Genomic DNA, 22,312 nt, shown 5'->3' with positions numbered 1-22,312 from the left:
ACGCCGTCAGATTTCGGCGGGGCGGCCCGCAGAGGGGACGAACAGCGTCGATCCAGGGGTGGCTGAGTAGTCGTGCGGTCCCGCAAGTTCGAGGGCGCTGAGTCTGTCTCCGTTGGCCCTGCGGCGGCCCGCCCCATGTGGCGTGCTTGGGTGGCTGGTGGCTGAACATGCCGCTTCGTCTGCGCCTCTGCGCCGCTGGATGACCTGGCCTGCGCTCGTCCGCAACGCGCCGATCCGTCCCTCCGGATCCACCATCCGATCGATCGCCACCGACGAATGCGTACAGATTCAGGCCGTCCTTGGGGCCGATCGGATCGCACGACAGCCACCGGCCCAGCCACGGCGCGTAGTACCGCTGCGGGTAGGCGTCCAGGCCGGTGGCGCGGTCGCGCTCCTTGCCGGCGTACCTGACGTCGCGGCGGGCGACCTCGCGGACGTCGTCGCCGGCGATGAACGCGCTGCCGCCGTGGGGCAGGTACTCCTCGTACGAGATCAGCGCGCCGGCGGCGTCGAGCTCGAGCGCGGTCGAGCCCTGCGGCGTCGTCAGGTGGTAGCGCACGCGGGCGGGGCCGATGGCGTCCACCTCCGCCGCGAGCGTGTCCACGACGTGCCGGTCGACGACCGCGACCCGGCGCTCGCCGTCGGCGACGTGCGTGGTCCAGCGCTCGAGCACGATGGTCGCACCGCGCCGCACCCGCACGCGCTCCTGCCCGCCGTCGAGGTACAGCACCTCGCGGGTCTCGATCACGGGTCCGTCCCACCGACGACCAGCCGCGTCGCGACCTTGCTGACCCGCACCCGGTCCGCGCCGTACGCGTAGCGCTCGCCGTCGTCGACCGGCCCGCCGGCGCGCTCGACGGTCACGGCCTCGGTCAGGCAGCCGCGCCAGCTCCAGGCCATCCGGCGCAGGTGCGCCAGCGCGACCATGTTGCCCGCGGCGTCGAACATCGCCGCCGGGTCCACGACCGGCACTCCATTGAGATCGAGCGCCGCGGTCGAGCGGTTCGAGCTGCTCGCGACCCAGTAGTCGGTCGACCAGCTCGCGGTCGCGCCGGCGTGCTGCATCCGCGTCAGGTTGCCCGACGGGTCGTAGGTGAACAGCTGCGTGTAGCGCTCGAGCGCGGCGCCGTTGTTGAGCGACAGGTGCCGCGCGCCGCCGATGGTCCCGGCGGTGCCGGGGATGTAGTCGTGCGGCAAGAGCGCCTGGTGCACGCGCCCGGTCGCCTCGACCAGCCGTCCGTGCGCGTCGTACCGGAAGTCGCGCCGCGCGCTCACCGCCGCCGGCACCAGCGCCGCCGCGCCCTCCTGCGCCAGGTCGAGCGCCCGCGTCACCCGACCGTCGGCGTCGTAGGTGAACCGCAGGCCCTGCAGCGCCTGGCCCGCGCGCGTCGCGTCCTGCGCGACCAGCCGCCCGCTCGCCGGATCGTACGCCCACGTCTGGCCCACGCCGTTGCCCAGGGTCGCCGCCGCCACGCGGCCGTGTGCGTCGCGCGCCAGCCCCTCGACGATCGCCACGTCGACCAGCGCTCCGTCCGGCGTCGTCACCCGCACGCTCGCGAGCTCGCCGCCCGGGTGGTACCCATCCCGCCGCTCGGTCCCATCGGCCAGCCGCGTCCACACCCCGCGCCCCAGCGCGTCGGTCCGCGCCGCCGCCGTCAGCACCTCGCCCTCGAGCGCCACCGCCCCGCGCCAGTCGGGGGTGTCGTCGAGGTCGACGCGCAGCTGTCGCTCGGTGGTCCGCACGGCGCCCGCTGGATCATACGCCACCGTCCGCACCTCGCCCGCCCCGTCGCGCACCCGCACCGCCCGCCCCAGCCGGTTCGCCGCCCGCGCCGCCGCCAGGTCCGCCTCGCCATCGCCGTAGCTGATCGTCTCGACCTGCGCGTCGAGCGCCGCGCCGTCGCGCACGATCGTCGCCACCGGCCGGTCCGCGACATCGAAGCTGCGCTCGATCTCAAACCCGCGCCCGTCCCAGGTCCACACCGGTCGATCGTACGCGTCCGCCAGGGCCCAGGTCGGCCCCGCGTCGACGCTGCTCCTGCGCCAGCGGCCGCCCCGCAGGTCCCGCGCGTACGTGAACGCCGTCAGGCCTCGCGGATCCACCTGCGCCACCACCTGCCCGCTCGCGTCGGTCACCGTCCGCTCGACCCGCGTCGCCGCGCTCGCGTCGCCCACCGCCACCACCGCGCACGCGGTGCCGCGCGCGTCGACGTGCGTCACCGTCGGCGTCCCCGCGTGCGTCGCCGCGTGCTCGTACGCCACGCGCTCCGCGTCGTCCACCGGTCGGCCCTCGCGCACCAGCCGGTACGTCGACCCCAGCACGTTGTCCCCCGCGCTCGCCGCCACCGTCGCCCACGCCCCTGGCGTCGTCGTCGCGTACGTCCCGTTCGGCAGGTCGACCCGCACCGCCCGCCCCACCGCGTCGTAGCTCGTCACCGTCGCCACCCCGAACCGCTCCAGCACCGCGTCGCTCTCGTACGCCGCGCTCGGCGAGAAGTACGGCTCGTACACCCGCCCCGGCTGCCCCTTCGCGTCATAGACCACGTGCCCCGACACCCGCCACCGCGTCGCCGCCGCCGCCAGCACCGGCTGCCCGCCCCCGTCGACGATCACCGCCCCGCCCGCGTCCCGCGCGATCGCCAACCCCGCCTCGACCCGCACCTTCTCCTGCAGCACTCGCCCGAACCCGTCGAGGTACCGCACGCGCACCTCCAGCGGCCCCGCCGCGTCGCCAACGCCCGCGCCGTCGTGCACCAGCGCGCTCCGCGCCACCGTCACCTCCGCCACCGGCGCCCCGTCCCGCACCCACGCTCGATCATCGACCCCCGTCGCCGTCGCCGCCCCCCCAGGAACCCGGCCGGATCGGCCAGCACCGACGCGGTCGTCGCGCCCACCGGCGGCTGCCACGCGCCCAGCGCGCCGCTGCCCCCACGGGTCGGTCCCGACGTGGCCCTCGGTGCCGCCCGCGCCCAGCCGCCCGAACCCGTCGAACCGCGCGTGCGCGATCGTCCCGTTCGGATCCTCGGTCTGCGCCGGCGCCAGCACCCGGTAGTCGATCGTCATCGTCGTCGACAGCCCGAGCGCGTCGATGGTCTCGACCACCGCCAGCTGGTCGGCGTCGTAGACGACCTGCGCGCTCGCGCCGTCGCCGCGCACCGTGCGCGTGACCAGCCCGAACGGCCCGCTCACCTCCTGCACCGGCCCCGGCTGCCACCAGTGACCGTCGGCCAGGACATAGCCCAGCGCCGCCACGCCCGCGGCGTCGACGCGGGTGTCGAGCGTCGCCGCCACCAGCCCCGGCGTCAGGCACGCCACCTCGGCGTGGTGCACCCGCGGCGCCGGGCCACCGCCCCCAGCGGCGCCATCGCGGCGCGCGCGGCATCCCAGTAATAGGTGCGCTGCCACGCCAGGCGTCGAGCCGCCGGCGCGGTCGCCGCTGGATCCAGCGCCTGCTCGAACGGCGCCGGCGTCGCCAGCGCCGCGGTGACCGCCGCCGCGGGCAGGGCCTCGGGTGCGACCTGCCCGTCGACCGGCGCCACGCCCACCAGCTCGCACTGCGTGGTCTCGACCTCGGCCCCGAGCAGGAACTGCGCGTCGGTGTCGACGTCGGCGCGGGTCGCGTCGGTGATCGTCACCCAGGTCCGGGCCTGCGCGACGTCGTCGACGGCGCCGCGCCGCGCGTACGCCACCTGCGCGGTGCGCGTCGGCGCGCCCCAGGCGTCGTGGGCCAGCACCAGCTCCTCGGTCACCCGCGGATCGCCGGCGGCGCCGTCGTAGGTCGCGACCCGCCGCGCCCGCGGCACCACGCCGAACACCGGCCGCTGCGCCCCGCGCCGCGGCTGCGACAGCACCAGCTGGTAGCTGGCCTCCTCGACGTCGAACGGATCGGCCACCGGCGCCTCGTCGGCGTCGACCGCCCAGCGCTCGCGCCGCACCACCGAGCCCGCGAGCAGCCGCAGCGCCGCCGACGCGTCGGCCGGCGGCAGGTGCGCACCCGGCGCCTGACGTGCGGCGCCATCCGCGGCAAGAGCGGATCGCCGGTGTACGGCTCGAACGGCCGGTGGTGGTTCCACATCGCCGTGCCCAGGTGGAACCAGGTCCGGGTCAAGAGCGGCGGCGCGAACGCCGGCCCGTCGGGCCCGGCGTCGCCGAGCGTCTGCGGCACGTCGAGCGTCTCGACCCGGCCGAACCCGCGGAACGCCCCGCCGGCGCCGTCGAAGTACCCGTCGCGGTAGCGGTACCGCGTCGTCACCGAGGTCCCGCCGACCAGGTCGAGCTCGACCCGCGCGTCGACCACCGGCCGGTGCGACGGCAGCCGCGTCTCCCACGGCACGCCGTCGGACGCGTCGCGCAGGTAGTGCGTCGCCGAGTTGCCCCACGCCAGCTCGGTGCGCCGACCGCAGCCGTCGTCGACCGCGATCAGCATGCCCGGCGGCGTCGCCGGCGTGAGCGGCAGGTACGACAGCGCCCGCGTGCGCGTCGGCGACAGCGCCGACCACAGCAGCGCCGGCCGCCCGTCGCCCGCCAGATCGGCGATCGCCGCGGTGCGCCCGTCGAACGCCGGCAGGTGCCCGACCTCGCGCCGCGCCCCCAGCCGCCGCCCGCCCAGGTTCGGGAAGTGCCACACCCGCCCGTCGTCGAGGTAGAGCACGTCGGCCGTGCCGCTGCCGTCCAGATCCACCAGCCGCACCCGCGCGCTGTCGAACGCCGACGTCGTCGGCACCGCCGGCGCCCCGTCCATCACCACCCGGTCGCCGAACCGCCCGTTGCCCAGCGCCGGCCAGTACTCGACCTGCCCCCGCCGCACCCGCACCAGGTCCTGCATGCCGTCGCCGGTCATGTCCGCGAAGAACAGATCGAGCTGCGGGTTGGGCCCGCACCCCGGCGCCGCCTCCGCCCCCTGTCGGCAGCGGCACCACCACCGGCTCGCCGAACTCGCGCTCGACCTCGTCGAGCGGCCCGGTCACCGACGGGAACCACACCAGCGCGTCGCCCCGCGCGATCACCGCGTCGCTGCGCCCGTCGCCGTTCAGATCGACCCAGAACGTGCGCCCGACCGCGCCCTCGAGCTTGGGCCACGCCGCGAACGGCCGGAACCCCGCCCAGCGCCGCTCCTCGCGCTCGAGCGCGAACGACCCGGCCTGGCGCCCCGTCGTCACCGCCAGCTCGGTGTCGCCGTCGCGATCGACGTCGGCCAAGGCCACGCCGCGCTCGAAGTTCGGCTGCGCGGCCACCACCGCCGCTGGCGCCGCGAACTGTCCGCCGCCCTGGTTGGCCTGGTACAGCCACCCGCGCTCGCCCTGGTAGAGGATGCCCGGCAGGCCCTCGCCGTACAGATCGACCAGCTGCGTCCGCGCCGCGGTCAGGCCCGTCGTCGTCGTCGCCGGCAGGAACGTCTCGTCGAGCCCCGCGCCCGCGTACGCGAACACCAGCGGCGCGGTCTCGGCGCGCGCGCCGTCGACGAACCCGACCCGCGTCACCCCGATCAGCCGCGCGCCGGCCGGATCGTCGTCGTACGCCAGCTCGAGCGCCGACACCGGCACCGGCGCCGCCCCCCAGCGCCGGCAGGTCGTGGAAGCACACGAACCGCCGCACCCGCCGGTACGTGCGCACGATGAACCCGTCCCGCGCCGACGAGAACGCGTCGGCGCGCGCCGGCCACGGCCGGTCCGGCGCGAACGTCGGCACCGCGTCACCATGATCGCCGTGATCGATCACGAGGTGCATCGCCCAGCGGCCCGCCGGCGGCGTGCCGGCGACGATCGCCTCGGTCAGCGCGACCGGCGTGACGTTGCCGTAGCGGATCGCCGTCAGGTAGCGCTGCGTGCGCACCGGCCGCCACGGCTCCCACGGCTGGGTGCGATCGACGCCGACCGTGTCCTCGGGCGCGTACTCGAGCCACAGCGCGTTGCCGTCGGCGTCGAGCTGCAGCTCGGGCAGCCACGCCGCGACCCGCGCCGGGTCGGCCGGGTCGACGATGCGCGCCGCGGCCTGCGGACGCGCGCCGTAGATCGTCAGCACGTCGGCCTCGTCGCGGCTGCGGTAGTGGACGTCGCCGGTGACGGCGTGGGTCCACCGCTCGACCCGGACCCGGGCGAAGCCCGACCGCGGCCGCAGCGTGGTCACCTGGTAGTCGCCGTCGACCCGCCGGCGCGGCGCGCCCGCGGCGTCGAGCCACGGCACCAGCGCGACGCCGCCCAGCGCGACCCCGTCGGTCCCGTCCCAGCGCGGCAGGTGCTCGCTGGTGTCGACGGTGATCGGCGCGATCCCGGAACGGTCCAGCCATGCCCCACCACCGAGGCCCCGCCGCCGCCGCCGGACAGCACCAGCCGCGGCGTCAGCGCCCGCGCCGGCGTCGTCGGCACCGGCACACGTACGGCCACGCCGCCGCTGTGCTCGTCGACGATCGCCTCGTACTCGACCTTCGCGACGCTGGGCGCGTCACCACCTGCCGTCATCATCGGGAGCCTACCTTCATCTGGGGTTCGGGTGCCAAGGGGATTCGTCTAGATCGGCCTGATCGCAGGTCACGCCAGCTGGACAGTCGTGACCAGGAGCACGTCTTGGACCTTGGCCGGGTCGAGGGCGTCGGGGTCTCCTGCCAGGGTCCCGGCGTCGACGAGCGTGAGCGTGTGCGGGCCGGTCCAGGTCGGCACGGCCACCGCGGCGACCGCCGCGGTCTGCAGGTTGCCGAGGTCCAGTTGCGCGGCGAATGGCGGGGAACCGGTGGGGCGTTCCTCGGTCAGACTGCCGTCCAGACGGAATGCGAGTCCGCCAACCCCCGCGACGCCCTTCGCGAGCCGCACCGCGATGCGCGCGCTCTGGATGTTCGTCGCCCGGCCGCGGAACACCGGCGCCAGCATGTCGTCGGTGAGCTCGAAGCTGACCGGCGCGTTCGGCGCCGAGCGCAAGAGCCGCAGGAAGCTGGCGCCCAGCTCCTCGCGGAGGCTGACGATGCGCGTGGTCGCGGTGCTCGTGTAGTGCTTGAGGAGCGAGCCGGTGACCGACGCGGCGCCCTCCAGCACGGCGCGTCGCGCGGCGTCGGGCTTGGCGCTGTACGCGAGCGAGACCACCACGTCGGAGATCGACGCGTAGTCGAACGCGCGCACGGTGCTCGGCAGCTCGAGCTTCCAGGTCGAGATGGCGCCCTGGCCCTCGAACGGCAGGTAGCGCTCGTCGCGGAACGACAGCTCGAACACGCCGCCGTCGGCCTGCGCCGTGCTGGTCGCGATCGTGGTGCCGTGGGCCAGCGGCACCGCGGCCAGCCCGCCGCTGGGCGTCGCGCGCACCATGCTGGACTGGAGCGTGAGCGTGGCGCCGATGTTCACGTAGGGCCCGGTGACGCACGGGATGGTCAGGCGCACCGCGCGCAGCCGCCGCTTCCAGTGCCCCGGATAGGTGACGTCGAACGCCTCCTCGGGGACCGTGAACTCGCAGACGCCGTTCTGGCGCAGGTTCCACAGCGCCGCCGGGTCGAGCTGCGACAGCGCGAACGGCTGGTCGATCTCCAGCTCGCGGTGGTGGGTCTCGAGGAAGCGCCGATCGAGGCCCTGCAGATCCGACAGCAGGCGCTCGCCCGCGAGGAGCCCGCCCATGCTGGCGTCCCAGTAGCCGGCCGAGAGCCCGCCGGTGCTGTCGCCGCGCTCGTAGAGGTACGCGCGCTCGGCGAGCCGCGCCAGGGCTAGCGCGTGGCCGTAGGCGAGCCGGTACAGCTGCTTCAACCCCTGGGCCAGGCGCGTGTGCAGCGCCAGGTTGGTGACGCGGTCGCGCTCGAACGCGAGCACGTCCTCGAGCTGCTGCAGGCTCTCGTCGTACGCGACCAGCGACTGCTCCGCCGCCTTGACCCGCAGCACCGCGGCCTGCCGCTGCCGCGCCATGCTGGCCAGCTCGTCCTTGGTGAGCTGGAGCTGGTGGCGCCAGCCCTGGTCGCGGCGAGCGTAGCTGGCGTTGGAACTGAGCACGCCAGCGTTGCTGTCGAGAACTCCGGCGATAGTCGACAGCCAGTTACCGGCAGAGTCGGCCGCACCCCCGACGTGATCGCCTCCGAATGACACCGACCAGGGGGCGTTGATCTCCGGAAGACTACGCGCCATGGACGCGAACAGGTGACTCTGCACGGAGCCCAGGCGGAACTCGGCCGCGGTCTGTCGGAGCGCAAGCTCACCGCTCTCTGCCGAGCTCAACCCCTCGGTGACCAAGCGGTCGTGGTACTCCCGACGGTACTCGGCCGACTGGATCTGCCGCTCCAGCGCAGCGAGACCCTCGCGCGCCATGTCGATGTCGAGCTCGCGCTGGCGGCGGGTGAGGCGAGCGAGCGCGAGGCCCTGCTCCTGGCGCAAGCGCGACAGGGCTTCGTTGTCGCGACGCTCGAGCGCACCCAGCAAGGCGCCGCCGAAGCCGGCCAGCGACGACGCGAACCCCTTGGCCCGCTCGATGAGGTAGACGAAGCGGTACGGCGGCACGTCCCGAGCCGCATCGGCGACCAGATCATCGGGCGTGAGCCCCAAGGCGGTCGCCTGGACGCGGCTCATCGGGTCGAGCTCCGGAGCGAACAGCGCGAGGTCGCGCCGCACGCCCTCGAGATCGAGGCAGTGGTGGAGCTTCCAGAGCCGATCCTCGACGCGGTCCCAGCGGGCCAGGAGCGCCTTGTTGACCGGCACGCAGAAGATGGGGCCGAGCTGTGCGAGCACGCTGGTGGCCAGGGTGTCGTCGGTGAAGCCACGGGCCGGGGCACCCACCCGTCCGCCCAGCCCGAGATCTCCATCGACGGCGCCGACCGACTTGGACGGCCCCCAAGCGCCGGTTCGTCCTCGCAGCCACTGCCGACCGAACGAGACCGGCTTGGACGCGGTCGTGGGTGCGATCCACGGCACGCGCTGGCGAGCCTGGGTGAGGCGAGCCATCGAGCCCATCGATGGCACCGCGTTCGACACCGGCGCCGGCGGCACCACCGCGCGCAGGGCCATGACCTCGGTCTCGGCCCCGATGCGGATGGGGTCCCCGGACTGGAACAGGAGGGGCTCGATCGTCGCGTAGTCCCGAGGATTGACCGAGCCCGTGTCGCAGTCTCCCAGGCGCGCCGGCCGCTGGCCCAGGAGCTGCGCCGCGAGCTGGTACAGCCCCCGCGCCTCCTCCACGGTCTCGCGCGTGAACTGCGCGAACAGCAGGTCGCCCCACTCGAGCAGGTTGTCCACGTAGCGCGCGAACGCGTGGCGCTGGTAGGCCGACAGCCGCCGCCGCGCGATCGCGTGCGGGTTGAACGGATCCTCGCGGTAGGCTGCGAGCGCGGCCCCATCGGTGAGGATGTCCCGAGCGGTCTCGGCGGTGCGGCCGCGAAACTCCCGGAAGCGCCAGACCCGATCCAGCTGGCGGTGGGCCACCTCGGCCGCCGGGACGCCCGTCGTGTCGATCGTGTCGGTCGACGTCGGGTCAAACACGCGCTGGAACCAGCGCCGAGCGTCGGCGTGGCGACCGCGGCCGGCCAGGGTCGTGGCGATCAGCATCGGGATGTGGAAGAACAGCTCGCGCAGGTATGTGCCGAACGAGCCGCGGAAGTTGAGCTCGCCAGCGTCGCTGCGATCTACGATTGCCCCTCCTTGCACGGTCAACGGAAGCTCCGCTTCGGCGAGAGACATTTGCTGCGCCGTGCCGAGCAACGCTTCGATTCCACCCACGAACAGCGCCTCGCCGAGACTCCGGGTGACCATCGTCCCCAGTCGCCTGACCAGGTACTTGTCATCCGAGGGAACCGGCTGCAGAAAGAGTAGATCACTGCCAACATCCAGACAAGCGCCCCCCGGCGCACCCGCAACCGCTAGCCCATTGACAGACCGATGCGCAGCGGCGATCTCATTCTGGAATACCGGCTCCGAGTTGCTGTAGATCGTGGCACGAGTGGCACTGTCGAGTTCCTTCGCGAACAGCGTGATTCGCTGCCGCTCGATCAGGAGATTCGCGAGCGCCGTGGACGGCAAGAAGCTACTCAGCGGCACCCCAAGACACACGCGCAACCCATCGACGCCAATCATTTCGCCGAGGCGACTCCGCCCAGGTCGCCGCCCCCGTCAGGCTGCGCTGGTACACGTCGAGCTCACCTTGGCCATGAAAGTTTCTGTACCTGAGGGAGACTCCCTGATTCGTCACGATTGGCCACACACCCCACGACGGTCCGCGGATCGTATAACCGTCCAGTGGCGCTTCATGGACGGTCGAAGGAGCATCGAAGAACGCCGCGCCGTTGGTCACCGGATCCTGGACTACCCCAACTGTCGGCGAGAACAAGTGCATGTGCACAGGCATTGAGATCGCCACGTCCTGCCCCGGTGACCAACGACCATCTGGCTGAAGCCCTGCCATCGTCAGTGACAGTGCGTGCTGGTATCCCAGGAACTTCATGTCCCCCGCCTCAAGCTTCTGGACAGGCCGCGTCTTGACGTCCGTCCACAGCAGGCTCAGCCGCCCCTGGTAGACCACCGGCGACACGAACCGCGTCGGGATCGACAGGTCGAGCTTCTGCCAGTTGCCCCAGATCGTCGACTTCTCGGGCGCGGCGAGGCTGCTCGCGATGTCCGTGACGCTCCGGTAGTAGAACGTCGCCGGGTCGCGCGGCGTCACGCCGATCAGGTGCAGCACGTCGCTGTCGGTCCCGACGTCGTGGTACGCGCCGGCCACCTTCAGGCTGGCCAGCTCGTCGAGGCCCTGGAGGTACGTGGCGTAGGCCGTCAGGATACTGGCCTCGTCGAGGTCGCTCTGCCCGAGCGCGTCCTCGAGCTGGGTGAACAGGTGGGTCTTGTTGTCCCGCAGGCTGGGCTCGAGGTAGTTCTCGGGCCACAGGAAGACCTTGCGGTTGGCCTCCCAGACCCGGTAGGCGCGGCGCCACTCCCAGCTCCGGGTGCCGGCGTCGGACATGGTGACCGCGACGCGCCCGGGCGCGCCGAGCGGGACGTCGTTGCGCTCGAGGCCGAGCGTGATGCGCGTGACGTACTCCTGGACCGCGTTGGTGGCGGCGACGACCCGCGAGGTGGTGGCGCAGCCGCCGGCGTCGACGTCGATGAGCAGGTAGCTCGAGAGGTCGAGGCGATTCTTGAACTCGGGCGCGACCGGCGGCGTCTGCAGCACCGGGTGCAACAAGAAGTCGACCAGGGCGTCGCGCTGCTGCTCGCGCAGCACCGCCCGGGCGTCGCTGAGCCGGGTGGCCTCGGCGGGGTCGCGCTCGGCGCGCAGCTCGGCCGCGTGCTCGACCGCCGCCGCGGCCGCCGTGCGCTCGCTGTCGAGATCGGACACCAGGCCCTTCACCGCGCCGCCGTCGACGCCGAGGCGATCGGCGATGCGCACCAGCGCCGCGAGGCGGTCGAGGGCGGCGATCAGGCCGGGCGGGAGCGCCGCGGTGCCGCGCAGGCCAGCGATCGTGGCGGGCGTGGTGCCGAGAAACTCGGCCAGCGCGGCGTCGGCCTCGGGCGCGAACGTGGCCGCGGCCGGGTCGAAGTAGAACGCCAGCGCGACGAGGGCGTCCTGGCGATCCGGGGCCGTGCCCCGCGCCGCCGCGCGACCGAGCGCCGTGGCCTGGGCGAACGTGAACCGCGGCAGGTCCGGGGTCGCGGGGCTGAGGATCGGCCAGGCCCCGGCACCGAAGACCGCGGGTACGTCGGCCAGCGCCGCCAGGCCGGCGGCGGACCAGCCGCGGGTGGCGACGTCGACGCGGGACACCGCGGCGATCACCGTCTCGAGCTGGGCGCCGCTGGTCACGTCGCGGATCGACGAGGCGACGGCGCTGTCGATGGCGACGCCGGCCAGGCGCACGAGTTGGCGCACTTCGTCGTCGTCCCGCCCGCTCGCGGTCGCCAGCCCGCGGACGAGCTGGCCCCGGGCGGTGTGCGGCGCGAGCACGTCGACGAAGTCGTCCGCCGTCAGGTCGAGGCGGCGGATCCCGCCGACGACGACCTGGAGTCCGGCCGGCACGGTGACGACCGTGGTCGGCAGATCCACGGCGTCGGCGACCATTCGGCCGGCGGACGGGAACTGGAACAGGCTCGCGTTCGCGGTGAGCACCGCCAGCGAGTCGGCCTCGGACATGCCGAGGGCGGCGGCGAAGATCGAGTCCTCGACGACCATCGCCGTCGCCGCGCTCGCGCGGATCGCAGCCGCGACCGCGTCCGTGTCGAGCAGCGTCCGGGGGTTGCGCGGCGTGCCGCCGGTGGCGGCGACCAGGACGTCGAGCGACCGACCGCTGGCGCGCCAGGCGTCGAAGGCCGCGACCGCCGCCCGCGCGCCGGCCACGTCAGCACGAAGTACCGCGCGGCCTCGTCGGCGGCGTCGGGATCGAAGCCGTTGGTGGCCTCCTGGGCCAGGCTCGGCGCCAGGTAGCGGATGAGGGCCAGGGTCGCGCTGTCCGACAGGCCGAGGGCGGCCGCCAGACGCACGGCAGCGCCGCCGCCCGCGGCCACGCCGGTCGAGACCAGGCCGGGGTGGACGAAGTGTTCGATCGGCGCGGCGACGCTGGGCCAGGCCGCGCCCGGGTCGCGCACGCCGCGATTGAAGCGCGCCAGGCCCGCGTCGTCGAGCGGCCCCGCCAGGGCCGCGGCGTCGTCGTCGGTGAGCGCGGCGCCGAAGCGCGCGGCGAGCGAGCGCAGGTCGGCGAAGAACTCGACCGAGTCGAGGTCGGCGTCGACCTGGACACGCAGCAGGCGATCGACCTGCGCCATCGGCAGACCGACGGCCCGGGTCAGGCGGGTCAGGCGGTGCATGCGATCGAGCGCGTCGATGGTGAGGTCCCGCACCTGCTCGATGTCGTTCTGGACGCTGTTGTTGTCGCGCTTCGTCGCGTCGATGTGCGGCGCCGAGCCGCCCTGCTGGACGAACCACGCCTTCACGACCGTGCCCAGGCCGGCCCGGTCGAGGCTCATCGCCGGGGCGAGCACCGTGGCGTCCACCTCCGCTGCGGGCGTTCCGGACAACGCGATGCCGTACACCTCGGACAGCGAGCTGAAGCTGGTCCGCGCCGTGGTGATCAGCGCCTCGACCGCGGTGCTGATGCCCAGGCGCACGCGGCGACCGTGCGCCTCGGTGGCGCCGACCGCCTCCGCCAGCGCCGGCCGGTCGACGCCGAAGGCCGTCAGTTGCGCCGAGGTCTGCGCCAGCCCCAGCGCGAACGGCTGGGCGAACGAGGCCGTGCGGCCCGGCAGCCCGGCGGCGCTCTGGTAGACGTGGCCCTCGACCGCGAGGCGGTCGTCGAAGGCGCTCGCGTAGCCGGTGCGCGAGGCGATGGCGTTCTCGAGCACCTCGTTGACGATCGCCAGCGTCGGCACCAGATCGTTCGTCGCGCTGCAGGTGAGCGGGAACGTCCACAGATCGGGCCGGCGGGTCTTGAGCGCGAGCGCGTTGCCGACCGGCACCTGCGCGCCGACCTCGCGCTTGACGAAGTCCATCAGGTCGACGAAGTAGGCCGCCGGCCCGAGGATCGACGCGCAGTGCGCGCAGTCGCAGTACGACTGGTTGCCGAACAGATCGGCGTAGCCCTCGAGCGTGGCGAACGACTGGCCCACGCTCGGCGGCGGCCGGGTCGGCAGCGGATCGAGGGCGCCCCCGATCTGGTCGGAGATGCCGGCGACGAAGAGCGCCGCGTCGGTGCTGAGCTGGCGCGCGGTCTCCCACACCTGCTCGCCCTTGCTGCCGCTCAGGCCCGGCAGCGCCTGGATGTCTGACACGCGGGCCCGGGCGACCGCCAGCGCCGATGCGTAGCCGGCCGCGAGGAGCGTCGCGGCGACGTCGAGGTTCTTGCCGACGACGCGCATCCGCTGGTAGGCGCGGATGGTCGCCTTCACGGGCTCGGAGAAGGTGGTGATGTTGAACCGCGTCCAGGCCGTGCTGTCCGGGAAAGGTCCAGCGCCAGCGCGTCGAAACGCGACGACGGGCCCGACGCGCTCGTGATCGCCGCGATGAACCGCCCGATCCGCGCCGCCATCGCGGCGTAGCGCTGGCCGGTCGTCAGGCCGAGGTCGTCGAACACCTGCTCGAGCCCCAGGCCCGGACAGCCGCGCACCATCTTCATGAGCTCGCCCCAGTGCGCCTGCAGCATCGGGAGGTCCTCGGACGGCGCGTCCTTGACGTCCAGGTCGGCGAACGTCCCGTCGAAGCGCCGCGGGTTGCGCGCCTCGAGGACCACCAGCGCGTCGAGCGCGGCCTTCTGCACGGTCTCGACGACCGGCGGGATCCGTCCGCGCACGGCCGCGCCTGGGTAGAGCACCTCCAGGCGGCGGGCGATCACCTCGGCGACCGCCTCAAGCTTGGTCCCGTCCGGGAGGGTCACGCCAGACAGCGTGTCCAGCCAGTACGCCGCCGACCGCTCCGCCATCGCCACGTTGTCGCCGTCCTTGTCGAGCGCCCCGACGAGTTCGACAGAGTCCTCGCACACGAAGTAGCGCTCGAGCATTCTCCCCATCGAGGTGGCCTCGGCGGCGGTGATCTCGGTCTTGCTGACGTGCAGCTGCAGCACGCCGTCGTCGATCGCTTCCGGCGAGACGTACGCCCGGAGCGCGGTCTGGGCCGCCTCGGACACCCCCGCGAGGCCGATCACCTCCTCGAGGCGCGTCTCCTCGATGAGCTGGCGGACCATCGGGACCGTGCCGATGGGCTCGGGAGTGTCGTAGTTGACCTCGCGCAGGGCGAGCTCGGTGGTGAGCTCGCTGCTGAGCGCGGCGTCCTGCACCGCCAGCTCGGCGAAGGTCAGCCCAAGATATGCCTTCAGGGTCGTGAACGTCGTGGACATCGTCAAGCTCCCAGTTCGCGCAGGTCAGTCGTGGATCGATCGGCGAGCCCGCGCGAGGACGCGTCGTCGAGAAACCAGCAATGGATGAGTACAGTCGTCGTCATCACGGCACCGCGATCGCGATGCCGGCACCGCCAGCGGGGCCACCTCGCAGCACCGCGTCGCCCGGCGCCGACACGCCGACGGCGCGCCCGGCGATCAGCAGATCGTGGACCGACGGCCGGATCAGCCGGCGGGCGTGGTAGCGCGTGCGCGGCTCGTCGCGGCCGAGGCCGACCGGGCGCTGGGTCCGGACGATGCCGTGGATGCGGCCGCCGCGCGGGCTGGCGCCGGTGCCGTTGCCCTCGATGGTGGTGAACAGCCCGGTCGCGACGTCGTAGGACTCGACCAGGCAGATGTGCTTGCCGTAGCCGGTGCGCTCGCCGCCGACGAGCAGGATGTCGCCGGCGCGCGGCTCGGAGCCGTCGTGGAGGATCGCGTCGGCGGGGCCGGCGTCCTCGTCGAGCTCGACCAGCAGTCGGCGCGCGTCCGGCGGCGGGTGCGGCGGGGCCTCGTCGCCGGTGGCGCGGTAGCGCGCGTAGCGATCGAGGCGGTAGGTCGACGCGAAGTAGCGCCGGCGCAGCGCCACCGGCACGCCCGCGGCGCGCCAACCCCAGGCCGCGAGCGAGCCGCACCACGCGTAGTCGCCGTTGCGACGGTACGGGTTCTCCCACGACCAGCCCAGGCCGTCGTCCGAGCGGATCAGCGCGTCGACCACCGCGCGCGACGCGGCGTAGCGCTCGCTGGCGTCGGGCGGATCGACGACGGTCCGCAGCCACAGCGCCTTGGCCGTGGCGAGCGCGACCTGGCCGGCCACCGCGAGCGCGTCGCCGCCGACGGCGGTCGCGAGCGCTGAGGTCAGCTCGACCGCGCGCTGCGCCAGCCACGCCGCGTAGCTGGCGGGCCCGAACAGGCCGTCGACCTCGACGCCGAGCTGCCGCTGCACCGCCTCGATGCGCTGCACCAGCGCGGCGTCGAAGGCCTCGGCGCCGAGCTCGTCGGGCGTCCAGCCCAGCTTGCCGGCGTAGCCACGGTTCCACACGATCGCACGCGCGCGCGACATCAGACCCTCCCTCCGTCGTAGTGGACAAATCGCGGCGTCGCCGCCGCGTCGATGGACAGCACGTACGCGTCGGGCCAGCCGCCGCTGGGGCTGGTCACCCAGCCGCCGGTGTTGAGGTAGCGCGCGGTGGCGCTCGCGGCCTGGCCCTGCACGTGGGTGTGGCCGAACACCAGCGTCGTCGCGCCCGGCACCAGCCGGGGCTCTGTCGCGGCGACCATCTTGACCAGCTCGTCGGCGTGAGCGACGAGCGTGGCGTCGAGCGCGCGCCCGCGGTCGACCGAGGCGCCGCGCCCGCCGCTGCGGTCCTCGTGCTCGGCGTAGGCCAGCACCGCCTTGGTCAGCCACTGCGGCATGACCGCGTCGATGCGGCTCGCCAGCCAGTCGGCCGCGCCGGTCGTCAGCCACCACGCCTCGTCAGCGAAGCGCCGCAGCGCCGCGCGGACCGGCGCCGCCAGCTTGAGGCGATACAAGCGCTCGACCGCGCGCTCGACGGCCGGGGACGTCCCGGTCGCGCGCAGCTCCTCGTAGACGCGCTCGACCAGCCCGTTGGCGCCGACGCCGATGCCGGCCTGGCCCAGGTGGTACCAGATCAGGTTGAGCCAGCCGGCGTTCAGGCCCTCGAGCTGCGCGAGGTGCGTGACCTGACCGTCGAACAGATCGCGGTAGAAGCTCGAGACCAGCGTGTAGGTCTCGGAGCAGAAGTGCCCGTGGTGGAACAGGTAGCTGTGCGCGTCGCCGCGCGGCGGGCGCCAGGCCAAGGTCGGATAGACGACGTGGTCGATCCCGATCGTGCGCAGGAACGTGTCGCTGTACTGGCCGATCTGCTGCGTCGGGAAGTAGTTCGCCGTGAAGTGCGGGAAGCGCTTGGTCACCGCGCTAGCGTCCTGGACGAGCGTCCACGCGTAGTGGTCGTGGTTGCCCGGCACGAAGTAGACCGTGTCGGTGCAGTGCTCGCGCAAGAGCGACACCATGCGGGCCGCGCGCGGGGACGTCTGATCGTAGGTGGCCAGCGCCAGCTCCAGGATGTCGCCGAGCAAGATGACCGCGTCGTGGCGCCCGACCTGCGCGCGCAGGAACCGCTCGAACGGTCCGCCCGGCGCCATCGGATCGCGCCCGTCCTGGACATCGAGCACGCTGGCGCCGCGGCCCACGAAGCCGAACGCGCCCAGGTGCAGATCCGACAGGACCGCGACCGACCCGACGTCTCCGGCATCCACACGGCTGGCGCCGGAGTCCTGGCCGCCATCCTCACCGCTGTGTTCGTCTCCACGCGCGCCTCCTTCGCGAAGCCAGTCGCGGGCACCGTGCCCGCCTGGTTCGCGCCCCTGCTATCGACCGCCTGCGTCCGTGGTTGCGTCCCTTTTGTGCCGATTGCGAGGGATGTGATCTCCGACACACTGGTTCGACCAACAGACAAATAGGAGTCCACATTTCATCCCATCAAGACCATCCATCGCCGCTCCGCGCTACGATTCCATGAACAATCCGTCTCCGCCTCCTATTTCGAATAACTGGACCGACCCGTTGTTGTCAAGTCGGATTGGGCCCCGGGATCGATCTCGGGACGTGGTGTCGGCGCTGAAGCCTGGGTCCCCGCCTGGCCGTCCCGCCCGCGCCCGCCGCACCGTGCGTGCTTCAACTGCGGTCGCCGCCTGACGATCGGCTAAGGCGCCTGCCCCTGACGATCGGTGACGTGCCGCCTGACGATCGGGTGAGGTGCGCCCCTGACGATCGGTGGGGTGCGCGATGGGTGCGCCCTGACGATGGGGGTGAGGTGCCTGCCCTGACGATCGGGTGAGGTGCCCCCCCTGACGATCGGGTGAGGTGCATCGGGTCCAGCTGGCCGCAAGCGGCGGCGGCCTCTTGGCGGTCCTCGTCGCCGAGTGGAGCACCGCGCGCAGGGACGCGGACGGCGTGACGCTGACAGTGCTCCCCGCCGACGGCGCCGGCCTCGCGCACGCCGCGATCGCCTACGCGTACACCAGCGTGGCGATCACGGCGGACGGTGATGGTGCCTCGAGGCCGGCCTGACGCCCACCTGCACGACGACGATGCCGAGGCCGGCGAGGATCGACCTGGAGGTCCTCGATCTCGCGCTTCGCCTGCGCTGGCGGTGCCGCCGCCGCCGTCCTCGAACGCCCCCTGGTCCGGTCCGCTCGCGATCGACGCGGTTGACATTGCCGGCGCGCCCGACAAGATCATGACGTGCGCGTGGAAGGCAGCCCCAGCGACCGACTCCAGGAGGCCCTCGACCTCTTCGACTTCGGCGTCTCGATGATGGCCGCCCGGCTGCGGCGCGAGCACCCCGAGGAGTCGCCCGAGCAGCTCGCCCGGCGCCTCGACGCGTGGCTCATCCGCCACGCGCCCGAGCCTGCCAGCGCGAGCGATGCGCCGACGGGTCAGGCGACGAGCCCGCTCCGTCGATGAGCGCGCTGGCCATCGCGCTCCGCGCGTTCCTCGCCGCCAGGCCCAGCGAAGTCGAGGTGGCGCTGGTTGCGGGATCGCGGTCTCGACCCGTACCGAGCCGCGGTTCACGCGCGACCTCGACTTCGCCGTCGCCGTCGCTGACGATGCCGCCGCCGAAGCCTACGTCTGGCGGCTGCGTCAGGCTGGCTATCAGGTCGGCGCGGCGATCGAGCAAGTCGCCCAGGGCCGACTCTCGACTGCGCGCCTACGGTTCGGGGGCGCGGGCCGATGGTCGACCTGCTGTTCGCCGCCTCCGGCATCGAGGCCGAGATCGTCGCGGCCGCCGAGCCGGTCGAGGTCAGCGAAGGCGTCGTCGCGCCGGTCGCCCGGGTCGGTCACCTGATCGCCATGAAGCTCATCTCGCTCGACGACGCCCACCGACCCCGCGACCGGGACGACCTCACCAAGCTGGCCGCCGTCGCCTCACCCGACGAATGGGACCGCGCCGCCGCAGCCGTCGACCTCATCGAGGCGCGCAGCTTCGCGCGCGGCCGTGACCTCCGCGCCGCGTTGGCCACCTGGCACGGCAGCGCCGGCGTCGCTGGGTAAGCCGCCAGCCGCCGCTGGCGGCTACCTCGGCGACGCGGCACGCGCAAGTGCGACGCGGCCTGGCCGCTCGCTCTGCGATCCGATGCGTTGCGACACGGTTCTGAGCCCGGTCGCCCGCAAGGGACGACCTCGTCGAGCGCGACGACAGGATCCGAGTGGACCCAGTCGAACGAGAACAGGCGGCCGTCGGCAGTCAGGCTTCGACGCCGACCAGCACATCATTGCGAACCCTCGCAACGAGGTTCAGTTCAGCGCCACACGTTGGGCAAACAGCATAGGCGTCCCCATCGAGATCGCCGCCGTCTGGACGCCCCCCATTCTGGGGCTCCTTTCGCGGCAGCCACTGTATCTCATCGCCGATCTTGTACTCGAGCAAGTTCCCCAGGCCAAAGAAGAGTTCAATCTCCATCGGGGAGATGGCGCTGCAACCTGGACAAACCACCTCGGCGCGCAGACGATTGTGCGTGCTCATCATTGCCGCCCCAGCGGCTTGGCCACCTGCGGCGCCATCACCACCGCCGCGCGGCCAGCGCCCGCCCGCCGCGTTGGCCTTGCCCGAACGCGCTCGGCTGGCGGCTCCGTCGCGTGGTTGGCCGTTTCCAGCCCGGGCCAACATCCATGAGAGTGAAGCGACCCGACCCATCCTCGACGATGCACACGCCGGTCGCTATTCCCGACAGCCGCAGGACGAGTGCGAGATGAGAGATTGTCGAGCCCACATCAGAACAAGAGTCAGCTCCACGCAACGCCGCCACGGCGACAAGCATGGGCTCCACCAGGGGGTGCCTTTCGTACCGTCCAGCGATTCCATCCCACTCTTCTTGAGTATGCCAGGCCATTCCGCGTTCTGAATCTGAGCCTGAAAGAGGTCCCCGCGGCGATTGCCTCGAGCGCACCCTGCAGTTCATGCATCACGTGGATTGAACACCCGAGAGCCAGCGAACCACGCGCGTTTTCGACGCCCCGAACTCTCGCTGTCAGCGGGGCCCGGGCACAGTGTAGTTTGGATCTTCGGGAATTTGCTTTTCGCTTGACACGTCCACGATCGCTCCAGAAGCGCCGCACCCGTTGACGTTGAGCTACTCCCGCGTGACCCCGATCGACGGGTGGCCTTGAGCTACTCCCGCGTGACCCCGATCGACGACGGGACCGCGATTGCGAGCGCTGCCCATTGAGATTCATCAATTCCGACCACAATCCATTTCCTCGCGAATTCGACTATCGCCGGCAAGGTACCATAGGTTCCCCCATCGAAGTCGCGACCCGATTCTGGCGTTCCGACGAGGCCGCCGCGCACTGAGTAGCACTCGGACACGCCGCCATGCTCTGCGTCTCCAGCCCAGTTCACACGATCATAGCGCACTCCCCCATCGCCCATCGTGCGCTTTCGCTGTAGATTCGTTCCGTTCCGGCCTCGACCGCACGACGAATCGTTACGCCAGGCGACTTCGAGAGCACGTCGAGGTCCGCGTAGGCGGCCTCGGTCCGACGCTTCTCTGCTTCCATAGAATCACCCCCCGAATCACGATTTCTTGGCAACCATACCAAATGGAACGAATCCGACTCGGCCGCTGCGGCGGCTTCGCGACCGGCCTGCGTGCTCAAGTCAGCAGCGACACGCGCTCGACAGATGTGTTCAGTCGAGGCCGATCACGATCCACCGCCTCCACTCAACGAGCCCCAACGAGTTACGCGCGTTCGGTGTCGTCGCCGGACTTCTCGCAGTCAGCGGGATCTCTGTAGTTTGGATCTTCGGGAATTTGCCTCTCGCCTATCACGGCAAGCCACGCATCAATACACTCCACACATTCCCCGCCCATACCCGGACGCCCACCAGGAGAGTAGTAGACACGATTCTCTCGCTCGATTCTGTCGCTGAATACCTGGCCGAACTCCTGAAAGCAAGACTCACAGAGCAGCCACGGAAGCACATCCCGCCCAGGTATCTGAATCACTGGGATGGGCAGCCTCCGCCGGTAGGCGGACATGACATGGCTGCAACAATACACAGCCGCCTGACCTCGATGAACAGGACACATCATCAACCCCATATTACTCCATCAATCTTTCTTGGCATCGGGATTCCGAACATTCCTCGCAGGTATTCCCGCGCCAATGCTGGATCCGATGACGCGTCTGCGCTCCCTTTGCGGCAGACCGCGTGCGTCATGTCGGGACAAATTCCCCTCGGGCAACTAGCCGAGAGCCCTCAAATAGCTCGATTGGCGTCTCCAAACTGACCAGGCGACCATGCTGCTTGGGAAGACGGAGAGCCGGAGGGTTACTCCCTGTACTTCGCAACCCAGTTCAAACACCTGCGTGTCGCTGTTCGACATGACGATGCAGGATGTCAGCACGTCTCCGAGCTTCAACTGCGGGCGAACACCGCTCATGGCGGATGTGGCGCGCCCACCTTCCGACGGGAGCAAGAACCTGATTCGGGCCGGGCGTACGTTCGACATCGCATTGGTCCTCAAGATGAGCGCGAACGCCCTGGCACTTGACGGGCACCCAGGCGCTGAGTCAATTCCGTGGGAGATTGTTCCAGCTCTCAAACGAACCACGCAAGCCAGACGGACGATCGTCTTGCACGTGCTCGGCCCCTCCCCAGTGTTTCCCCTCAACTGGTCCGGCAGGTCGCCGCCACGCCCCCGCCCGAAATGGCGTACCTGTCCTCTGGGCAACGCTGCCGCATCCCCGACCTAATGGACAAGTGAGACGCCGCACTCTACCACTCGGCAAGACTCGCTCCAGCAGGAGTCGCGGCACGCCACCGAGCTGCAATTCCCTGGTTGTCAACTCAGACAACGCCAGCCCGGCCGCGTATTTCCGAATGTCGTCAAGCCGATCGGTCATGGCAACCTCGTCAAGCCGATCGGTCATGGCAACCTCGATACCATCACGTCTGCATTGTGGCTACGAGCACGAAGGGGCCCCGCCAACCACCCCGCCCGCCCGACGTCGGCCCCCCGGCCAGACAGAGCCGCCAGCCCGACGCCGCTGCGCGTGACGCTGCAGCCGACGCCGGTCCGAGCCCTGTCTGGACCCAGCTATGCAGGTCGTGGCGCTCCGGCGCCGTCGATGGTCTTTGCGGTGTCCTTGGCGGCCATGTGAAGGAACTCGAGCGACACGCCACTGGTCGCTTGAAGCCACTCATCGAAGCACGTCGAGCATGTGATCTCAAGTGCTCCTTCGAAGGAAAGCTCATCGCCATCCCTGCGCTCCGACGCCTCGATCGTCGCGGCCTCCCAGGTGAGCAGACACGAAGGACACAGGAGCACGCCGTCGCTCAACCGATCAACGATCATCTTCACCGGGATCTGCTCGCTCCTGTCAAGTGCGACTCCCACGCTAGCACAGTGCACGGCGGGCGTTTGAATTCCGTGCTTGTCACATTGCACGACTGTCATGTCGACCTCACTGCTTGATGC

Annotated in this window: 14 protein-coding genes and 2 pseudogenes; 4 read left to right on the top strand and 12 right to left on the bottom strand. The window is 71.6% G+C overall.

The genetic code is table 11. From position 1 onward, the window contains the following. Together IPL61_23105 and IPL61_23100 are read right to left on the bottom strand one after the other, a co-directional pair. Nucleotides 1-748 (bottom strand): RHS repeat-associated core domain-containing protein (locus IPL61_23105; protein MBK9034117.1); only part of this gene is annotated, 748 nt, incomplete at its 3' end. Next, complete coding sequence (locus tag IPL61_23100) at nt 745-3,555, bottom strand: RHS repeat protein (GenBank protein ID MBK9034116.1); 2,811 nt, start codon at nt 3,553-3,555, stop codon at nt 745-747. The genes IPL61_23100 and IPL61_23105, both read right to left, overlap by 4 nt. 42 nt (nt 3,556-3,597) lie before the next feature. Here IPL61_23100 and IPL61_23095 point away from each other — a divergent pair, with 42 nt between their 5' ends. Continuing rightward, nucleotides 3,598-3,777 carry a hypothetical protein gene (locus tag IPL61_23095; protein ID MBK9034115.1) on the top strand — a complete coding sequence of 60 codons (180 nt, stop codon included), beginning with the start codon at nt 3,598-3,600 and terminating at the stop codon, nt 3,775-3,777. On the opposite strand, the gene IPL61_23090 is transcribed toward IPL61_23095, so the two are convergent. The 8 genes and pseudogenes from IPL61_23090 to IPL61_23055 all read right to left on the bottom strand — a co-directional run bounded on the left by IPL61_23090 (nt 3,746) and on the right by IPL61_23055 (nt 17,083). Further along, nucleotides 3,746-4,840, bottom strand: a complete 1,095-nt coding sequence (locus tag IPL61_23090) for a hypothetical protein (GenBank protein ID MBK9034114.1) — start codon at nt 4,838-4,840, stop codon at nt 3,746-3,748. The genes IPL61_23095 and IPL61_23090 overlap by 32 nt on opposite strands. Before the next feature lie 316 nt (nt 4,841-5,156). After that, a pseudogene (locus IPL61_23085) lies at nt 5,157-5,543 on the bottom strand (VCBS repeat-containing protein). 25 nt (nt 5,544-5,568) lie between these two features. Then, a pseudogene (locus tag IPL61_23080) lies at nt 5,569-6,282 on the bottom strand (hypothetical protein). A gap of 245 nt (nt 6,283-6,527) precedes the next feature. Continuing rightward, nucleotides 6,528-10,028: a hypothetical protein gene (locus IPL61_23075; protein ID MBK9034113.1), complete on the bottom strand. Its 3,501-nt coding sequence runs from the start codon at nt 10,026-10,028 to the stop codon at nt 6,528-6,530. After that, a complete protein-coding gene (locus IPL61_23070; protein MBK9034112.1) occupies nt 9,979-12,111 on the bottom strand; it encodes a hypothetical protein in 2,133 nt (710 codons plus the stop codon). The genes IPL61_23075 and IPL61_23070 overlap by 50 nt, the downstream gene beginning before the upstream one ends. Before the next feature lie 1,705 nt (nt 12,112-13,816). Further along, the gene (locus IPL61_23065) at nt 13,817-14,764 is read right to left on the bottom strand and encodes a hypothetical protein (GenBank protein ID MBK9034111.1); all 948 of its coding nucleotides are present in this window, start codon (nt 14,762-14,764) and stop codon (nt 13,817-13,819) included. 103 nt (nt 14,765-14,867) lie between these two features. Then, the gene (locus tag IPL61_23060; protein ID MBK9034110.1) at nt 14,868-15,866 is read right to left on the bottom strand and encodes a hypothetical protein; all 999 of its coding nucleotides are present in this window, start codon (nt 15,864-15,866) and stop codon (nt 14,868-14,870) included. Then, complete coding sequence (locus IPL61_23055) at nt 15,866-17,083, bottom strand: metallophosphoesterase (GenBank protein MBK9034109.1); 1,218 nt, start codon at nt 17,081-17,083, stop codon at nt 15,866-15,868. Before IPL61_23055 ends, IPL61_23060 begins: the two co-directional genes overlap by 1 nt. A 607-nt stretch (nt 17,084-17,690) precedes the next feature. On the opposite strand from IPL61_23055, the gene IPL61_23050 reads away from it, so the two are divergent. The 3 genes from IPL61_23050 (at nt 17,691) to IPL61_23040 (ending at nt 18,881) form a co-directional block, all read left to right on the top strand. Next, on the top strand, nt 17,691-17,897 hold the full coding sequence (locus tag IPL61_23050; protein ID MBK9034108.1) for a hypothetical protein: 207 nt from the start codon (nt 17,691-17,693) through the stop codon (nt 17,895-17,897). 174 nt (nt 17,898-18,071) lie between these two features. Continuing rightward, nucleotides 18,072-18,293, top strand: coding sequence for a hypothetical protein (locus IPL61_23045; protein MBK9034107.1), 222 nt, complete (start codon nt 18,072-18,074; stop codon nt 18,291-18,293). 267 nt (nt 18,294-18,560) lie between these two features. After that, nucleotides 18,561-18,881 carry a hypothetical protein gene (locus tag IPL61_23040; GenBank protein MBK9034106.1) on the top strand — a complete coding sequence of 107 codons (321 nt, stop codon included), beginning with the start codon at nt 18,561-18,563 and terminating at the stop codon, nt 18,879-18,881. Between the two features lie 193 nt (nt 18,882-19,074). On the opposite strand, the gene IPL61_23035 is transcribed toward IPL61_23040, so the two are convergent. Both IPL61_23035 and IPL61_23030 read right to left on the bottom strand, forming a co-directional pair. Beyond that, complete coding sequence (locus tag IPL61_23035) at nt 19,075-19,290, bottom strand: hypothetical protein (GenBank protein ID MBK9034105.1); 216 nt, start codon at nt 19,288-19,290, stop codon at nt 19,075-19,077. A 2,641-nt stretch (nt 19,291-21,931) separates the two neighbouring features. Beyond that, nucleotides 21,932-22,195 (bottom strand): hypothetical protein, encoded by a 264-nt coding sequence (locus IPL61_23030; GenBank protein MBK9034104.1) that lies wholly within the window; start codon nt 22,193-22,195, stop codon nt 21,932-21,934. Between the last annotated feature and the right edge of the window lie 117 nt (nt 22,196-22,312).

Source organism: Myxococcales bacterium, from assembly GCA_016717005.1.
In the GTDB taxonomy this organism is placed as follows: Bacteria; Myxococcota_A; Polyangia; order Haliangiales; family Haliangiaceae; genus UBA2376.
This window is presented reverse-complemented; position numbering and strand designations above follow the sequence as displayed.

Excerpts from the sequence above, each read along its gene's own strand:
- IPL61_23035 (MBK9034105.1), bottom strand. The coding sequence starts at position 19,290 with ATGGAGATTGAACTCTTCTTTGGCCTGGGGAACTTGCTCGAGTACAAG.
- IPL61_23040 (MBK9034106.1), top strand. The coding sequence starts at position 18,561 with ATGGTCGACCTGCTGTTCGCCGCCTCCGGCATCGAGGCCGAGATCGTC.
- IPL61_23060 (MBK9034110.1), bottom strand. The coding sequence starts at position 15,866 with ATGTCGCGCGCGCGTGCGATCGTGTGGAACCGTGGCTACGCCGGCAAG.
- IPL61_23075 (MBK9034113.1), bottom strand. The coding sequence starts at position 10,028 with ATGATTGGCGTCGATGGGTTGCGCGTGTGTCTTGGGGTGCCGCTGAGT.
- IPL61_23065 (MBK9034111.1), bottom strand. The coding sequence starts at position 14,764 with ATGTCCACGACGTTCACGACCCTGAAGGCATATCTTGGGCTGACCTTC.
- IPL61_23090 (MBK9034114.1), bottom strand. The coding sequence starts at position 4,840 with ATGACCGGCGACGGCATGCAGGACCTGGTGCGGGTGCGGCGGGGGCAG.
- IPL61_23070 (MBK9034112.1), bottom strand. The coding sequence starts at position 12,111 with ATGGTCGTCGAGGACTCGATCTTCGCCGCCGCCCTCGGCATGTCCGAG.